Consider the following 16,860-nt stretch of genomic DNA (forward strand, 5'->3'; position numbering starts at 1 on the left):
CCAAATGAGGTGCCTTTTCCCTTTAAAACGATTATTTTGATTACATAGCGGCGTTTAAATTAAAGCCCATAGCTAAGCAGGAAATAATAATTGCCAGATCCATTACTATACTAAGTAGGAAGGCTGGAATGGTATATTTTGTAGGCATAGCGGCCAAGTTGGTAACCAGTGCGGTCATCATTGCCACAATAGCCATGATCCAAAAAAAGATAAAGTTGCCAGATAAAATAATTGCAAATAATGTAATTGGTGTTAATGCACAGCCATGGCCAGCTAAAGCCAAGCCCAACCAAACAAAGCGGTTCTTTTCCTGGCCTTCGCACCAATTAATAAAACGGCTAAAGGCTGTGGGTTTACCAGTAGTAATTTTATAAGAGGTAGGGATAGAATGTTGAATAGTATGTGCCATTGTCATTTCGTTTTGTTTCACAAAATTGCTTTTAGCTGATTTTCCATCTGTTGACTTGCATGTATATAGTACCTGATTTTTGTCAGCTTTACATTTGACAAAACACAGAATGTAGAAAACTCCTGAGCTTTGCTGTTCCTTTTTTCTCTATTTTGTCGCTTCAAAAATTTTAGACATGGCGAATTCGCTTTTCCGGAAGAAATCCATTGATCAAATCAAAAAAGACTATGATTCTACACATGGAGGGGAAGCTGGAAATTTGAAAAAAGTACTGGGCGTTCGGGATTTGACGTTCTTAGGGATAGCTGCTGTTATTGGTGCCGGTATCTTTTCGACTATTGGAAATGCGGCTTTTAATGGGGGGCCGGGTGTTACTATTTTGTTTGTTATTACTGCAATTGCCTGTGGATTTTCAGCCCTTTGTTACGCAGAGTTTGCCAGCCGAGTGCCAGTAGCAGGAAGTGCTTATACCTATTCCTATGTCACTTTTGGCGAGCTTATAGCCTGGATTATTGGATGGGCCCTTATATTGGAATATGCCATTGGAAACATTGTAGTGGCCATATCCTGGAGTGGTTATTTTAATAATCTTTTGGAAAATGTGTTCCATATCCATTTGCCCGAATGGATGTTGGTGGATCCGATGACAGCTAAGAAGGCCTTTACAGAAGCCAGTACAGCATTTGCTGCAGGACCTGTTACTGATCCTACTCATTTAAAGAATTACCAGTTTGCAGTAGATGCCTGGAATTCAGCTCCAACCATCGGCGACTGGCATATCTTTTTTAACCTGCCGGCTTGTATTATTGTTATTTTGATCACTTGGTTAGCGTATACGGGTATAAAGGAGAGTAAGCAAACGGCTAACTATATGGTAATGTTCAAAATAGCTGTGATCATCTTTGTAATTGTTGCGGGTGCATTCTTTGTTGATACCAATAACTGGACGCCCTTCCTGCCCAATCGCTTTGAGGGGGTGTTAAGAGGTGTTTCGGCTGTGTTCTATGCATATATAGGTTTTGATGCTATTTCAACAACAGCAGAAGAAGCGAAGAATCCGCAGCGGGATATGCCACGAGCAATGATCTACTCTTTATTGATCTGTACCGTACTTTATATCCTGGTAGCCTTAGTATTGACAGGAATAGAAAATTATTCAAAGTTTCAAAATGTGAATGATCCATTGGCCTTTGTTTTTGCAAACCGGGCACCATGGATTGAAACTGTAATATCAGTTAGTGCCGTTGTGGCTACAACGAGTGTGCTACTGGTATTCCAGTTAGGCCAACCACGTATTTGGATGAGCATGAGCCGTGATGGACTTTTGCCAAAACAATTTCAAAAGATTCACCCTAAGTATCAGACGCCTTCTTTCGCAACTATCGTTACGGGTTTTTTAGTGGCAGTGCCCGCGCTGTTTTTGGAGGATTCGCTAGTGACAGATCTAACCAGCATTGGTACCTTATTTGCGTTTGCACTGGTTGCTGGCGGTGTGCTATTGCTGCCACCTCGCCCACGTGAAGCAGGACGTTTCTTTTTACCGTATATCAACGGCCGCTTCATAATTCCTGTAATTTTTGCTTTATTCCTATATGCCTTTCATGGACGGTTGACAGATGCCTTTGCAAACTTTGGTAACGAAAACCACCAGGAGGTACTGTTCATATTATTTGTCATTATTTCCCTAATCATTACAGTATTGACAGTAATTAGGAACTATTCTTTTATTCCAATTATGGGTGTATTATTCTGCCTGTATTTGATGGTAGAGATTCCTGCTAACAGCTGGTTTGTATTCTTTGCCTGGATGGCGTTAGGTCTTTTCATCTATTTCCTGTACGGATTTAGAAATAGCAAGCTGGCAGACGTAAAAGCCTGAAATGACTCACTTCATTAAATAAAAAAGGACTGTTTTGAGGACAGTCCTTTTTTATTTTCTACTACTCAAGACAATAAACCAGCTTAACTAAACTGGAAGTTGAGCACATACGTATGGTAGCCAAAAGGTAAAATGGCAGTGTAGATGCGCAATCTATACAATAGAAAATACATTTTAATACATATGTAAAGCCACTGTGACAGTGGCTTTTTTAATTTGGTAGATAGAAGCTGAACTCTAGCTTTTTATTATATTTTTCTAATTCTAACTGTCATGAAACCAATCCTATTTTATTTCCTTGCTGTTTTTTGCTTACTAACTGGATGCAAAAAAGAGAATGCAATAGAGAGTTTTTATATTAAACATAAGGTTGATGGAGTCGTAAAAGAGTACAAAATTGCCATTGTAGCCAGTAAGAACAAAATTGGTAATGAGTACTATTTTGTTTTAAGTGGCCGCAGAACATTAAACACAAATCAAACAATAATTGTTGACTTTGCAGATGGATCTCCAATAGTCGAGAGAACATATCAACAGAATGACAATTTTGAGTATCATATAGCTTATGGGGATGAAAATAATAACCTTTATACCACTCAAAGAGTTACTAACCCGCAGGTAAATGTTACAATTACCAAGCTATCGGGCTCTACAGTTAGAGGAAGTTTTAGTGGCCGCGTTTATGACGATTTCACTAATAAGTATGTAACTATTACGGAAGGAGAATTTTATGCCGAGCTTCAATAGCACCTTCATGGTGGTGATATTATAATTATCTAACCTGATTACTTGTTCGTAATTTTGCTAGCTTCTTTTATTTCAATGAACTTGTCATTGAAATAAAAGAAGCTATTTTACTGTATACACATTTGCAATATGAAGTTTCAGATAGGTGATAAAGTACTGGTGTTACACTCTAATGAAGAAGGAGAGGTAATTGACATTATTAATGAAAAGATGGTAATGGTAGAAGTTAGGGGCGTACGTTTCCCGGCTTATATTGACCAGCTTGACTTTCCTTATTTTAAGCGATTTACGGAAAAGAAACTGTTTCCTCAGAAAAAGGAAAAGCGCTATGTTGAAGATGTACGTAAAGAGAAAACCCTTCCCAGGGAAAAAGTGGTGGATGGTGTTTGGATTTCCTTTCTGCCCAAGTTTGAAACCGACGAGTTTGGCGATGATGTAGTAGAAACATTAAAAATTTACCTGATCAATCGGACAGAGCAGTCCTACCACTTTATTTACCGTCTGCAATTTTTTGGTAAGACTGATTTTGAGCTTAAGAACGAAGTGTTACCGTTTACTGATTTCTACGTGCATGATATTCCTTTTTCGGATATGAACGATAGTCCAACCTTTGCTTTCGAGTTTTCATTACCCATTCCAGAAAAGTTGAAAGCGGAATATTATGAAACAACATTGCGTTTGAAGCCCAAGCAATTGTTTGATAAAATAGCTGAAATACAGCAAAAAGGTGAGGCCACCTTTGCTTATCGCCTATTTGAAAACTATCCCAACAGACAACAAGAAGAGAAGTTGGACCTGGGCAAGCTTTCCGCCAAGGGTATGAAAGTGTATGACGCGAAGGATGTGCGTAAACATTTGCCTCCAGCACGTTCTGTAGTAGATCTTCATATTGAAAAACTAACAGACAACTGGGAGCGAATGTCTAATATGGAAATATTGGATATTCAGCTCCGTGAGTTTGAAAAATGGTACGAGTTGGCTGTTGCCCATCGCCAGCCTAGTCTGATTATTATCCATGGCGTAGGAAAAGGTGTTTTACGCAATGAGATCCATGATATTTTGCGAATGAAAAGAGAAGTAAAGTCTTTTGTGAATCAATATCATTCTTCCTTCGGTTACGGTGCTACTGAGATCTTTTTTCAATATTAGTCAAAAGGAAGTGCAACAGTTTTGGTTAGGCCAGTGTCAATGGGACAAATGAAGAATATGAGACTGGTTACGCTGTTTTTTGCATTGCTGTTAGTGGTTTTGACTGGTTGCGATAAATTGGAAAAGAATAAAGAATTTGCTGCTACCTATAAGGGAACTTTTGTTAGAACAGAAGGTACTACACTTAGTAATGAAATAGTAGCTAACGTAACCTTGAACTTTACTAAGAATACATTTAGCGGGTTGAGTGATAGACGTAATTATCCAGCCATTTGCTCTGGGAAATTTTCGATCAGTCAATCCAAACTGATGGTAACCAACAGTTGTTATTTTACGGCTGATTTTGATTGGGCTTTAGTATTCAATGGTGAATACAATTATGAGCTAAAAGGGAACCACTTAAAAATCTGGCGTTCTTATGGGAATGGATCTAAAGATGTTTATGAACTTACCAAAGTAGAGTAATCATAACAGACAAGGGGAAGAATCAAGCAATAATAAAATCACGTTAATCTGCCTCAAATCCACTCATCTGTAGTTAATTTTGCAATACTGCAAGCTGCACTATCGATTCCGTTTAAATCGGGATAGGAAAGTCCGGACAGCATAGAGCAACGTATCCAGCTAACGGCTGGACATCCTCCTTCAAACGGGGAGCGAGACAGTGCCACAGAAAATAACCGCTCTGCTTTGGCAGAGTAAGGGTGAAAATGTGGGGTAAGAGCCCACGGTTGCTAGTGGTAACGCTAGTGGCGGGTAAACCTTGCGTGCTGAAATGCCATGTATAGGATCGACAGAAGGCGGCTCGTCTTCGTTCCTGTTGAAAATCAGGACGCGATCCAGGGTAGGCAGATACAGGTAGTCAGTAATGACCATCGCAGATAAATGATAGTGGTTCCGCTTCTGGCGGGATACAGAATCCGGCTTATAGGCTTGCAGTTATTTTTGCTCTCCTAATTTCATTATCGCAGATTTGGGGAGTTTGGGGTTTGAAATTGGTTGGAGGCGGGTGGGTTTTGTGATTGCAGATTTTAGATTGGCGATTGCGGATTGAGGGGGAAAGCCGCTTGCTTTTAGTATCTTTAGGGTCTTCTTTTAAGGTGTTTTCTGCCTTTCTTATTACACTTTTCTTTACTACTTCTTATGAGTTTATAAGGGTGACCGGATGACGACATACGGGTCAAGGTACGGGTGAGGTAGGGCCAAGGATCGGCCGAGGTACGGGTGAGATACGGAGTAACCTAGTCTTCCATACGGAGTAACCATGAAGGGACAGAGGCGTAGCAATGAAGGAACGTAGGAGTAGCAGGCAAGGAAGTACCAAGGATTAATGGGATTTGGGGAAGGATTGACAGGATTAGAAAAAGTATGATTTTGATTTACTCCATAAAAAAGCACCCCTTAAGGAGTGCACTTAAATTATAAGAAAGTTTGAAGGGAGGAATGAGTGATATATTATTGCCTTTATTAATGCCTTTCACAATGGGGCTAAAAATAGAGATTGCCTATATAGCCGCCTAGTTCCATCATCCAGGCGATACCAAGATGCACCATTAAGCCGCCCCAGATGGTTCGTGTATGATACGTTACCACTCCTAAAATAAGTCCACCAAAAAAGGAGGAAATGCATTCGCCTAGCGGTTTTCCAAAGTGGATGGTGCAGTAAAACAAAGCCATAGGAAGGATGGCATCTTTTCCCACCCATTTGGCAAATGCTAATATTAAAAAACCACGGAAAAAGAGCTCGATGCCCACAAAGTCAGAGCCATAGGAGAGCTCAAATAGCAGTTTTTTCCAGCCTTCGGTTACATGTATATGATTGGCGATGTTTTTTATTTTGGGATACATGGCTAGAAAGTCGGGTTGTGTAGATGCAGCTGTAATCAGCGGTAGCATAATCATCAGCATAAGCAGGTAAGGCTTTGCTTTAAAGCCTTTTGTGGTAGTGCCATAAAATGGCTGCTCTTTATTAAAAACTGCCAGGTTATCCCTAAACAAATAAACATTACGGCAAGCTTAAATGGCCAGTAAATAACCTGATTCCAATATTCATTATCTGCTTTGTTGGAACTGATAGCGAAGTCGAGATTAGCGGCCATTTTCCAGGCAAAGAAAGCGGGTGCTATTAAAAGCAAAGCAACAAACTTTGAATTGAATTGGTGAGTAAAATGCTTAAAGCTATAGTACAATAGGTAAGGAAAAGAAAGTGCAAGTAGGAATATAAAATACCAACCTGAAACTGACAGGTAAAACGGTTGCTTGCTTAAATAGGGACTGATAGAAAAATGATAGTTGCAAAAGATCATTAAACTAATCAGGCTTACACTAACTGTAAATACCCCTTTATTTAATGATAACCAATACTCCCGCAGATAACCAAAAATAGACCTCATGAGACGTTAAAAAGAGGTGTAAAATAGCCAAACTCTGGGGTTTTATAGAAGCATTATATAGCTGTTTTTGGGTGCAGCATCTGGTTTGGTTAATTTAGCCACCAAATTTGGAATGTATGGCAGAAGACTTACTTATTATAAAAGGAACAAAAGTGGAACAATATGAGGCTTTAATTCCGCAAATAAAAGGTTTGTTGGAAGGCGAGCCGGATATGGTAGCCAATTTGGCCAATGTTGCAGCGGCTTTAAAAGAGCAGTTTGGCTGGTTTTGGGTTGGGTTTTATATGATCAAGCAAGATGAATTAGTATTGGGGCCATTTCAAGGGCCGGTAGCCTGTACGCGCATCAGAAAAGGCAAAGGTGTATGTGGCAGTAGCTGGGCGCAGGAAAAAACGTTGATCGTACCCGATGTAGAAAAATTTCCTGGGCATATTGCCTGTAGCAGCCTTTCTAAATCAGAGATAGTGGTTCCGCTATTTAATAATGGAGAAATTAAGGGAGTTTTGGATGTAGATAGTGAGGTACTAGACCAATTTGATGAAACGGATCAAAAGTATTTAGAAGCAATAGTGAAACTGATTCCATTAGATTAATATTGAAAGATCGGTTTAAATAAAAAAGCTCATCCATATAATTATATGGATGAGCTTTTTTATTTAATGCTCAAATTTATAATCTTCCCGTTCTGGGTTGAAGACGTCTAACAACTGACATTCAGTAATAGCTCTGCCGCCATGCAACACATGAGGTGGTATAACGGCAACGATCCCGGGTTCTAATAGACGTGTTTCACCATCAACAACTAATTCAAATTTACCTTCTAAAACATGCGCTACTTGCTCATGTAAGTGAGAGTGTATGGGCATTGTGGCGCCTGCTTCTACATGCCAATAAACAAAGCTCATCGTTCCCGTATGAATAGTTTGAGCTTTATATCCTTTTATTATTTCTTTTGTCGGTAAATTTTTTAAATTTATGAAAGGCATTGCTAATACAGTTTTATTAAGGGAAATTACGGCTTCCCTCTTTTTAGAGAGATAAATATTATTAAAGCACAGATCGGCATAAATTTTATTGCACATTTAGAAAAAGGTTTATGCAAGAACGGAAAGGAAATACAAGCGGTCGGCATGAGCATCCTTTGCCACGAGAAATCAGCAGGCGAGAGGCTGACGCTGCTGCAGCAGCGCACAAGCAGGCCGAGCATGATATGGAAGAAGATGCTGAATTAACATCCCATAGCCCTAATGATGACTTAGATGAAGAAGAAACAGCGCGTTTAGGTGAAGACAAAACGGATTTGATCTAATTTATTAACATCATCAAACTGAAACTATGTCTCGAGATAAAAAACCAACAGCCAGAGAAGAAAAAGCGCCCCATCCACCATCGAATAATAAACCGGTTGCTAATACCCGTAGGCCAGAATTCAGAGAGCATATTGAGCTTTTTAGGAATAATGGCAACACTTCTCATCGTATACGCTCAGAACGGCAGATATTGTGGGAGAACGATCTTTACGAACGCCAAAGTATATAATACGGTTATACGTAGTCGAAAAATAAAAAAGCCTTGTTCTGTATATATTAAACAAGGCTGAAACTTCTTTGAAAGAGAATGTTTATCAATTCGTTTTTAGTCGATCTATCAAATTGATATAACTCTGCATTGCCTCTTCTTTTGTTTTTCCTTTTAGTCCGTTCCAAGCTTCGTACTTAGCCTTGGCCACAAAATCAAATGGATTTGCTGGAGGATCTGTATTAACGTCTCCTTCTGTTCCCTGTTTATATAGTGAATACAATTGCAATAATGTTTCATTAGATGGCTTCTCGGTTAAGGCTTTGCTTTCCGCTATTGCGTTTTGAAATTGTTCGTGCAAATTCATGATCTCAAAGTTTGGGTGAATATATAAAATAAAACTACAGTTTGGTGATTACTCTATTGACTGAACGATAATGTAGTTAGGTGTCTAGCGGTGGCTCATATAAACTGTAACTGGTAAAAAATAAAAGTAGAGCAATAAAAATTGTGAGCGTTGCCCACCACGTATATTGTTCACTGTTAAAAAAGAAGACAGAGACGAAGCTGACGCCAAAAATAATTTTCACAAATTCATTTCGGTCAATAATTCCGCTATACTGAACTGTTGTAAAAAGTAGTAATGTGTGAACTAACGTAAAATAAACAGCGAGTATTTGCTGTATCCCTAGAAGGGGGTATCCTGCTAAAATAAGATAAAGCAGCTCTGGCAGGAGTAATACTATAAAAGTGATATAATACATTAAGAAAATTCGGATAGGTTGAATAGGTAAGTTTCTAAAGAACTGCAATGACAATTCTATAAACCTAACAAACTGAAATGCAAGCGCCGCATGCGTTATTATAATTAGCAGTAAGAATAATACAAGTGAGTCGTGATCATAACGATCACCATTCCAAACTAAGGCTATGTAAAAGGCAATAAGAGATATCAGTTTTAGTACAAGAAGTTGTTTCTTCTTTTTCTGAAATGATAATCGAAGTAATAGAAAATGAAAGTGTTTGGGTTTTGTTATTTTGAAAAAATTGAAAGCTAGAAGTGGTTTTTTATAAATCCACGTTTTGTTGATTAGATTACTATAGTAAATGCTGCTGATAGAACAAATGGAAAGTGCAAAGAGAATCAGTATACTTGCTTGCAGCAACTGGTTTTGATGCAAGGCAATTACAACCACTATTGTTATATAAGAAAGAATAGGAAAGAATAAGAATAACTCAATTAAACTGAGTAATGCAATCTGTTTTTTAAACGGTAATGCTTGAAACTGGTATAAAAAATTGCCCTCTTCTTTCGTAATACTATTGAAAATAAACTGTGTGCATTTATGATTATAACAGGTCCATAGAAATAGAACGCCTGCTAAAATGATATTTGAGGATAGAATTGACTGAATTAGTGAAAAATGATAAGTAACTAACGAGCCAGGGCTAACGGTACCAAAGAATAAGAAAAAGAAGAAAAGAAAAAAGCCGGCATTACTCCTGTAAAAAGGGATAGCCCAAATTTTAAGAAGCAAATTGAAGAGCTTCATTGTTTTATCAGCGATTTGTTTTCAATACGAAGCAATTGAGTCTGGAAAGGGGCTGTGTCCATAAAAGATTGATGTGAAGTAATCAAAAATGAGACACCCTGTTGATTATATGAATGGATCAGGGATAAGCAGGTATCTATGGCCTTAATATCTAAAGTAATCAAAGGCTCGTCCAGAAGTATCCACTTAGGTTGTCCCATAAATGCTAATATTAGAGAAAGTTTTTTGGTCATTCCGCTGGAGTATGTACCAATCTTTTGATGTACATACTGATCTACACCGAATGCTTTAATAAGTCGATTAGTGTCAATAGCATCAGCCTGATTTGTTTGCTGATAGAAATTGATGAGATCCGTGCCTGTAAGAAAATCAGGATAGATAGGTTCTGCATATGACCAATTCACCAATCTTCGATATTGCATGCGGTGTTTTCGAATATCAATATCATGCACCCGGATGCTGCCTGAAAACGGAATGAGTCCTGCAATGGTTTTTAGCAAGGTGGTTTTACCAGCGCCATTTTCACCTTGTAGCCAATAAACACCTTCTTTTAATGTAAAGTTGGGTATAGAAATTACTGGCGCAGTGCCATAGCTTTTCTCATAATGGTTTAAATGCAGCATAGTATTACTTATCTAAAATAGGCTTTCTTAAAAATTGAATTCCTAATAACCTCTTAAAAGGGATGAAAGTATCCTTTGTGATTTTAAATGGGTTTATGGCACCAGTTTTTCACTGATAAGTATTTAAAAAAAAGAAATGGGTATCAAAAACAATAATTCACAAAGCAGTAAGAAAGGACTTCTAACTATTATAATATGACAAAAGATGCTAGTCTAAGGCCTCAAACAGATAGCAGTACTGAACAAGCTCGACAGCTAGAAAGTGATGACGTAAATGAAGAAACCGCTCAGGGGCCTATAAGCTCACCGTCAGAAGATAACTGGGCTGAAAAATAAGATAGCTACTTAATTAGATGATGAGTCTTAAATCGGCAGAAAGTTTGAGTATCAATTAAGTACTTTAAAAGGAATGATTATGAAACTCAATAAAAAAAGTGCAAGCACCGCAACCCCGTCAGAATGAGCAGGATATAAGAGAGCAAGTAAAAGGAGGCCCAACTTATGAAGGTAAAAGGAAGCACGCAGAAAGAGATGGAGAGCGGGCGCGTCAAGATGAAGCAAAAGGTGCCAGCCATATAAAAGATAAGGGGCATAACCTGGCGGCTGCTGAAGGTAGAATCAACCGTAATAAATCTCAGAATATTGATAGCGAAGCCCAAAATATCAATGATGCTGATGGTCGCCCATTAACAGATGAAGAAGCACATCATGCAAGGTTTAAAGCTGGCCAGGGACGTCAAAAGGGCAGTAACAAGTAGGCTCTAGGTATTGATGGAGGCCTAGCGCTATTACGCAGACAACAGTAAAGCAGGATAACGTGAAAAGCTCATTCTAAGGAATGGGCTTTTTACTGGAAAAGTGGGGCCTTCATTTAAAGATTAGTCTTTTAAGAACTGATCTAACATTTCCTCTTTCCGGATTGCATGCATACATTTTTGATAGGCTGGGTAAAATAAACCGATAACAACCAATGACAACAAAAAGGCGATTTCGTTGATACCATCGCCATACCCAACTGCCATGTCTAATACGTACATATTTCTCACCCTCCTATAGTTATTATAGGCAAAAGTTTTGCCAAGGGTAGACGCATGACTACTTAAAAGGAAATAGGTTTTTTTAAGGTGGCAGATTGATCGTTATCATTATGAATGGGGCAAGTAATTGGCCATTGATCAACGTAAACTGGCTGGTTCTATCAAGCTAAATAAGTATTATGCAACTGTTAATACTACTAATGCTTTCAAAATCCTGTATTCTGCGGTCCAAAGTATATTATCTTCGCACCCGCTATGACACAAGAATATTTGAAAGATATGAGGGACCGCGTGGTTGTCCTGAGGAGGTTTCTTTGACGTCGATACCAGACGTGATAAGATTAATAATGACAAACAACTTTCCCTTTCTCCCGGTTTCTGGGATGATAATGCCCGTGCAACCGGCATTTTAAAAGAAATTAAGCTAAATGAATTTTGGGTAAACCTCTATGAGGAGGTGGACGCGGCTGTAGAAGATTTTGCCGTACTTTTTGAATTCTGGAAAGAAGGCGAGGGTAGTGAAGAAGATGTAAAAGTGGCCTATGAGAAAGCATTAGCTACAATTGAAGAAGCTGAATTCAAGAGTACGTTGAATGAGCCAGAAGATGAGCTGCCAGCTGTTTTGCAGATCAACTCTGGTGCAGGCGGTACTGAAAGTCAGGATTGGTCAGAGATGCTATCCCGAATGTACCGAATGTATGGAGAGAAGCAGGGGTGGGGTGTAACCATTTTGGACTGGCAGGACGGCGATGGTGCTGGTATTAAAACCTGTACGTTGCAGTTTGACGGTCCATTTGCATATGGGTTTTTGAAAGCTGAAAGTGGTGTGCATCGATTAGTACGTATATCGCCATTCGATTCCAATGCCCGTCGCCATACCTCATTTGCTTCAATCTTTGTTTATCCACTTGTGGATGACTCCATTAACATTGAAGTAAAGGAAAGTGATGTGAAGATGGAAACTGCACGAAGTGGTGGTGCCGGTGGACAGAATGTAAACAAGGTAGAGACCAAGGTATTCCTGACGCATATTCCTACAGGAATTGTTGTGGTTTGTCAAACAGAACGTTCACAAATAGGTAACCGTGAAAAGGCCATGCAGATGCTTAAAAGCCGTTTGTATGAAGAGGAGTTGCGTAAGCGTGAAGCCTTAAAGAATGCTGCCAATGCCAATAAGAAAAAGATTGAGTGGGGCTCGCAAATCCGTAGCTATGTATTCCATCCTTATAAAATGATCAAAGACCACCGTACGGATTTTGAAGTTGGAAACGTGGGTCCTGTTATGGATGGTGATTTGGATGGTTTTATTAAAGCCTATCTGATGATGGAAAAAGAGCAGGAAGCTCAGTAATTTGAATTAGCTATTTGAATACTATTATTTAAGATTAAAACCTGACACCTCCTTCAGGATATCAGTATTCCCCAATAGGGGTTGGAGGTTGCATATGAACCAAGGTTATTTTTCATACCCAATGCCAGTAAACGAGCCGGTTTACAGTTATGGACCCGGAACAGCTGAAAGAGCAGCGTTAACGAAAACTCTAGCAGAATTAAAAGGTCAGTTAGCAGATATTCCAATGTATATTGGAAAAGAAGAAGTTCGTACTGGTAAACTGCAGCCTATATTTCCTCCACATGAAATTGCTCATAAATTAGGTCACTTTCATGCAGGAGATGAATCGCATGTTCGTCAGGCAATTGATGCAGCTTTAGCGGCAAAAGAAAGCTGGGCAAATATGACTTGGGAGAGCCGTGCCAATATCTTCCTTCGTGCAGCAGACCTGATCGCTACAAAGTATCGTTATCATATGAACGGTACCACTATGTTGGGGCAAAGTAAGAATGCCTTCCAAGCGGAGATCGATAGCGCTTGTGAACTGATTGACTTCTTACGATTCAATGTACACTTTTTAAGCGAGATCTATAAGCAACAACCTATCAGTGGACCTGGGATGCACAACCGTACGGAATGGCGTCCATTAGAAGGCTTTGTGCTGGCTATTACGCCGTTTAATTTCACAGCTATTGGTGGAAACCTGCCAACATCTGCTGCAATGTGCGGTAATGTAGTTGTTTGGAAACCATCTAACTCCCAGATATACTCTGCGCAGATGTTTATGCGCATATTAAAAGAGGCAGGCTTACCTGACGGTGTAATCAACCTGATTTATGTAGATGGTCCAACTATTGGTAATGTTTGTTTCAATCATCCTGATTTTGCGGGTGTACACTTTACTGGTTCAACTGGCGTTTTTAACCAAATGTGGGAAACCATTGGTAAGAATGTTGCCAACTATAAAAGTTATCCGCGTATTGTAGGCGAAACAGGTGGCAAAGACTTTGTCATTGCTCACAATTCTGCTGATCCTGCAGTAGTAGCAACAGCCTTATTACGTGGTGCATTTGAATACCAGGGTCAAAAATGCTCTGCTGCTTCTCGTGCCTATATACCAGCGAGCATGGCCGATAAAGTGCGTAGTCTGTTAGCCGAAGGTATAGACAGTTTTAAAATGGGAATTGTAGATGAATTTGGAAACTTTATTAATGCGGTGATTGACGAGAAAAGCTTTGATAAGATCACTAAGCATATTGAAGAGGCAAAGAATGGAGAAGGGGTAAAAATCATTGCTGGCGGCAATTTCGATAAGTCAAAAGGTTATTTTATTCAACCTACTGTAATTGAGACGACTGATCCAATGTACGTTACCATGTGTAAAGAATTGTTTGGGCCTGTTCTGACCATGTTTGTATATGATGACAATGATTTTGAAAAGGCGCTGGAGTTAGTGGATAAAACTTCACCTTATGCATTAACAGGTGCTATCATTGCAAATGACAGAAAAGCTGTAGAACTGGCTAGCTATAAGTTGCGTAATGCGGCTGGTAACTTCTATATCAACGATAAACCTACAGGTGCTGTAGTTGGTCAACAACCATTTGGAGGTGCTAGAGCTTCTGGTACTAATGATAAAGCTGGTTCAATGATCAACTTGTATCGTTGGTTGAGTGCTCGTACTGTTAAAGAAACATTCAATCCACCCACCGATTACCGCTATGCGTTTTTGAAAGGAGAGAGTGAGGGAATCTAAATAATACCACAGTTTTCTAAACAATTAGATATAAAAGCCTGGCAATTAATATTGCCAGGCTTTTTGTTGTGTTCTTACTAGTTGAATAAACGAAAAGCGCCCTGCATTGCAGGGCGCTTTTATAATTAAATAAGGTTAAACTTATTTTTTTGCATTTCCTAAGCTAAGACGGAAACCGAAGTTAAGTCCGATTGTGTTAAAACGGTTATCAATACCTTCTCCACCTTGAGAGTTGTATGCTAAAGTAGCATCGATTGCAATCTTTTCATTTAACCAGAAAGCAGGACCTGCTTGGATGGTAAATTCGTTGATACCGTTCGCGTTATCAGCTAAGGCGCTTTTGCGAGTACCAAAGCCATAGCTTGCATCAGCAAAAATGTTGATTTTCTTAGAAGTTGGTTTTAAGAAGTAGTATCTCAAGAATGGGGCAGCAGTGAAGTCTGTTGAACCTTCATCTGCACCTTTCATTTTACTTGTAGATAAGTCTAAACGCAAACCACCTGCAAAGTTATCAGCAAAGAAATAACCAGCGTCAGGAGCAATGTTGAAACTCGTAATACGAGTGTCATTGTCGGCATCAGCTACTTTGCTAGTTGCAAATAATGCATTGCTACCAGCACCTACAGTCCATTTACCTTTTTCAGTTTGTGCAAAGACTGCAGAACCTGCAACTACAAGAGCCAGAGAGAATAAAACTTTTTTCATAAGATTTATGTTTTGTTTTTTGTCGCCGCAAAGGTAGAAAGCTCTCTGTTTCAAACATTCTGAAAATATTTTTTTGTGGATCTATCTGGAATGAATAGTGGAAAAGTGGGAATGAATTGTAGTAATGTTTGTATAGGTTGTAACAGGTAGGCACATGTGAAAAGTCGACATATTTAACCGCTTGTTTATTAGTGATAATTGACGTTTCTTGTGCCTTCATTTAAACCAAACTAAACTTCGACTTATGAAGAAAGTACTTATGTTATGCGCATTTGTAATGTGCGTTTGTTTCGCTAATGCTCAGAACGGTCAGAATGTTATCAAAGTAAATCCAGTAGGTTTTCTTTTTGGCGCAGGAAGCGTTGCTTATGAAAGAGCGCTAGGTGCAAAGAGCTCTTTTGTAATTGCTCCTCAGTTCGGCGGTTTCAAATTTGGCGGTGTAAAGTATAGCTCATTAGGATTAGGTGCTCAATACCGCGCTTATTTCTCAAAATCTAAATCTGCACCAGAAGGTTTTTATGCTGCGCCAAACGTCAATTTCGTTAGCGGTAAAATCAAATATGATGGCTTTGATGAAGAGTCAGCAAAGGATAAATTTACTTCATTTGGTATTGGTGCATTAGCTGGAAACCAATGGATATTCAATAGCGGTTTTGTTATTGATTTGAATGCCGGTTTCTCTTATCAATCATTCAAATACAAGAATGACGAAAATGTAAATGGTTTCAATTTAAAAGGCAACGGTGTTTTCCCTCGCGTTGGTTTTGCCATTGGTTATAATTTCTAATTCAAGTATTCGTATACAAAAAAAGGCTGCAAGTATTTGCAGCCTTTTTTATTTGAAGAATGATAACTCCAATTTGATAAATTAATTATCAATAAAATAATTTATCTGAATAATTAAACTGTAGTGATTATTTAAACAATCAATAATGAAATAGTAAACTTACGTTGCAGCTTAAACGTATATATACTTTTAATTCTAGCTTTTATATATGATATTTTGTTTAATGTGTTGAGTGGATTAATCTTGTAAACATTTTTAAACCAATCTAATTTACTCTTATGAAAAAAGTGTTTTTAATCGGTGCCTTCATGGCCGGTGCTTTCTTCTCTAATGCACAAACTTTCAAACCATTTAAAGTTGACCTTGCTGCTGGATATGCTGTGCCGAGTGGAAAAGGCAGTAAAGGTGGTGTTGTATTAGCGATCGAGCCAAAGTATGCAATCAATGATAACATCTCTCTTGGTCTGAGAATGGAAGCCGCAATTACTGCTCGTGGTTATGTAGCTTCAAATGGTCAAGAAGTTAGCGGAGATGTAAAAGCTAGCGCTTCTTACTTAGCTACAGGCGATTATTATTTCAATACAAATAAGTTTCGTCCGTTTGCAGGTCTGGGTGTTGGTATTTACAGCCTTGCGAGTGCTTCTGTAGATATGATTGATGAAGAAGCAACAGCGCTAGATGCAGGTACTAAATTTGGAGCTGCTCCAAGGGCAGGTTTTGAATTTGGTCATTTCCGTACAGCTCTTGAATATAACATTGTTGGTAAATCAGGTGATATCAACAACAACTATTTCAGCGTTAAGTTGGGCTTCTTTATTGGTGGTGGAAGATTAAGCAAGTAATACATTAATTATTCAATACAAAAAAGGGCTGCAATATTTGTAGCCCTTTTTTTGTATACTCAAATGCAGTTAAGCTTAACCATAATCAATATTTCTGCTTTTATGTTATTGTTATTAAACTATCAGTTA

The 16,860-nt window shown here is 38.7% G+C and carries 20 protein-coding genes and 1 other RNA gene; 13 read left to right on the forward strand and 8 right to left on the reverse strand.

All coding sequences use genetic code 11. The features are described from left to right. Positions 1 to 40: 40 nt before the first annotated feature. Positions 41 to 430, reverse strand: coding sequence for a hypothetical protein (locus SY85_RS01240; protein WP_148661093.1), 390 nt, complete (start codon positions 428 to 430; stop codon positions 41 to 43). A gap of 154 nt (positions 431 to 584) precedes the next feature. On the opposite strand from SY85_RS01240, the gene SY85_RS01245 reads away from it, so the two are divergent. The 5 genes from SY85_RS01245 to rnpB all read left to right on the forward strand — a co-directional run bounded on the left by SY85_RS01245 (position 585) and on the right by rnpB (position 5,128). Then, complete coding sequence (locus SY85_RS01245) at positions 585 to 2,288, forward strand: amino acid permease (RefSeq protein ID WP_066401410.1); 1,704 nt, start codon at positions 585 to 587, stop codon at positions 2,286 to 2,288. Positions 2,289 to 2,561: 273 nt separating this feature from the next. After that, the gene (locus SY85_RS01250; RefSeq protein ID WP_066401411.1) at positions 2,562 to 3,035 is read left to right on the forward strand and encodes a hypothetical protein; all 474 of its coding nucleotides are present in this window, start codon (positions 2,562 to 2,564) and stop codon (positions 3,033 to 3,035) included. A 129-nt stretch (positions 3,036 to 3,164) separates the two neighbouring features. After that, positions 3,165 to 4,184 (forward strand): Smr/MutS family protein, encoded by a 1,020-nt coding sequence (locus tag SY85_RS01255; protein WP_066401412.1) that lies wholly within the window; start codon positions 3,165 to 3,167, stop codon positions 4,182 to 4,184. Positions 4,185 to 4,241: 57 nt separating this feature from the next. Further along, positions 4,242 to 4,649, forward strand: a complete 408-nt coding sequence (locus SY85_RS01260; protein WP_148661094.1) for a hypothetical protein — start codon at positions 4,242 to 4,244, stop codon at positions 4,647 to 4,649. Between the two features lie 86 nt (positions 4,650 to 4,735). Then, an RNA gene (rnpB, locus tag SY85_RS01265) (RNase P RNA component class A) lies at positions 4,736 to 5,128 on the forward strand. 544 nt (positions 5,129 to 5,672) lie between these two features. Here rnpB and SY85_RS01270 read toward each other — a convergent pair. Then, complete coding sequence (locus SY85_RS01270) at positions 5,673 to 6,092, reverse strand: CPBP family intramembrane glutamic endopeptidase (RefSeq protein WP_066401414.1); 420 nt, start codon at positions 6,090 to 6,092, stop codon at positions 5,673 to 5,675. Further along, positions 6,086 to 6,577, reverse strand: a complete 492-nt coding sequence (locus SY85_RS01275) for a hypothetical protein (protein ID WP_066401415.1) — start codon at positions 6,575 to 6,577, stop codon at positions 6,086 to 6,088. Before SY85_RS01275 ends, SY85_RS01270 begins: the two co-directional genes overlap by 7 nt. A gap of 116 nt (positions 6,578 to 6,693) precedes the next feature. Between SY85_RS01275 and SY85_RS01280 the strand changes: the two genes are divergently transcribed. Next, entirely contained in the window at positions 6,694 to 7,170 is a 477-nt protein-coding gene (locus SY85_RS01280; RefSeq protein ID WP_066401416.1) for a GAF domain-containing protein, read from the forward strand. A gap of 63 nt (positions 7,171 to 7,233) precedes the next feature. On the opposite strand, the gene SY85_RS01285 is transcribed toward SY85_RS01280, so the two are convergent. After that, positions 7,234 to 7,659, reverse strand: coding sequence for a cupin domain-containing protein (locus tag SY85_RS01285; RefSeq protein WP_226998967.1), 426 nt, complete (start codon positions 7,657 to 7,659; stop codon positions 7,234 to 7,236). Positions 7,660 to 7,673: 14 nt separating this feature from the next. Between SY85_RS01285 and SY85_RS01290 the strand changes: the two genes are divergently transcribed. Further along, the gene (locus SY85_RS01290; protein WP_066401417.1) at positions 7,674 to 7,886 is read left to right on the forward strand and encodes a hypothetical protein; all 213 of its coding nucleotides are present in this window, start codon (positions 7,674 to 7,676) and stop codon (positions 7,884 to 7,886) included. 26 nt (positions 7,887 to 7,912) lie between these two features. Continuing rightward, positions 7,913 to 8,116, forward strand: coding sequence for a hypothetical protein (locus tag SY85_RS25395; RefSeq protein ID WP_148661095.1), 204 nt, complete (start codon positions 7,913 to 7,915; stop codon positions 8,114 to 8,116). Positions 8,117 to 8,201: 85 nt separating this feature from the next. Here SY85_RS25395 and SY85_RS01295 read toward each other — a convergent pair whose 3' ends face one another. Together SY85_RS01295 and SY85_RS01305 are read right to left on the reverse strand one after the other, a co-directional pair. After that, positions 8,202 to 8,462, reverse strand: a complete 261-nt coding sequence (locus SY85_RS01295; RefSeq protein WP_066401418.1) for an acyl-CoA-binding protein — start codon at positions 8,460 to 8,462, stop codon at positions 8,202 to 8,204. Between the two features lie 1,182 nt (positions 8,463 to 9,644). Continuing rightward, positions 9,645 to 10,271, reverse strand: coding sequence for an ABC transporter ATP-binding protein (locus tag SY85_RS01305; protein ID WP_066401420.1), 627 nt, complete (start codon positions 10,269 to 10,271; stop codon positions 9,645 to 9,647). Positions 10,272 to 10,705: 434 nt separating this feature from the next. Here SY85_RS01305 and SY85_RS01310 point away from each other — a divergent pair, with 434 nt between their 5' ends. Continuing rightward, positions 10,706 to 11,029: a hypothetical protein gene (locus SY85_RS01310; protein ID WP_066401421.1), complete on the forward strand. Its 324-nt coding sequence runs from the start codon at positions 10,706 to 10,708 to the stop codon at positions 11,027 to 11,029. Positions 11,030 to 11,149: 120 nt separating this feature from the next. On the opposite strand, the gene SY85_RS25570 is transcribed toward SY85_RS01310, so the two are convergent. Beyond that, on the reverse strand, positions 11,150 to 11,308 hold the full coding sequence (locus SY85_RS25570; RefSeq protein WP_158512923.1) for a hypothetical protein: 159 nt from the start codon (positions 11,306 to 11,308) through the stop codon (positions 11,150 to 11,152). A gap of 255 nt (positions 11,309 to 11,563) precedes the next feature. Here SY85_RS25570 and prfB point away from each other — a divergent pair. Both prfB and pruA read left to right on the forward strand, forming a co-directional pair. Further along, a protein-coding gene (prfB, locus tag SY85_RS01315; RefSeq protein ID WP_099459364.1) for a peptide chain release factor 2 occupies positions 11,564 to 12,659 on the forward strand; the annotation gives its coding sequence in 2 pieces (ribosomal slippage) (positions 11,564 to 11,623 and positions 11,625 to 12,659; 1,095 coding nt in all). A 121-nt stretch (positions 12,660 to 12,780) separates the two neighbouring features. Beyond that, positions 12,781 to 14,397: an L-glutamate gamma-semialdehyde dehydrogenase gene (gene pruA / locus SY85_RS01320; RefSeq protein WP_226998969.1), complete on the forward strand. Its 1,617-nt coding sequence runs from the start codon at positions 12,781 to 12,783 to the stop codon at positions 14,395 to 14,397. Positions 14,398 to 14,538: 141 nt separating this feature from the next. On the opposite strand, the gene SY85_RS01325 is transcribed toward pruA, so the two are convergent. Then, positions 14,539 to 15,102, reverse strand: a complete 564-nt coding sequence (locus SY85_RS01325; protein ID WP_066401424.1) for an outer membrane beta-barrel protein — start codon at positions 15,100 to 15,102, stop codon at positions 14,539 to 14,541. A 244-nt stretch (positions 15,103 to 15,346) separates the two neighbouring features. On the opposite strand from SY85_RS01325, the gene SY85_RS01330 reads away from it, so the two are divergent. Then, positions 15,347 to 15,889, forward strand: a complete 543-nt coding sequence (locus tag SY85_RS01330) for a DUF3575 domain-containing protein (protein WP_066401425.1) — start codon at positions 15,347 to 15,349, stop codon at positions 15,887 to 15,889. A gap of 278 nt (positions 15,890 to 16,167) precedes the next feature. Next, positions 16,168 to 16,731: an outer membrane beta-barrel protein gene (locus SY85_RS01335; protein ID WP_066401426.1), complete on the forward strand. Its 564-nt coding sequence runs from the start codon at positions 16,168 to 16,170 to the stop codon at positions 16,729 to 16,731. Positions 16,732 to 16,860: the final 129 nt, after the last annotated feature.

The sequence above is a fragment of the Flavisolibacter tropicus genome, assembly GCF_001644645.1.
Classification (GTDB): Bacteria; Bacteroidota; Bacteroidia; order Chitinophagales; family Chitinophagaceae; genus Flavisolibacter; species Flavisolibacter tropicus.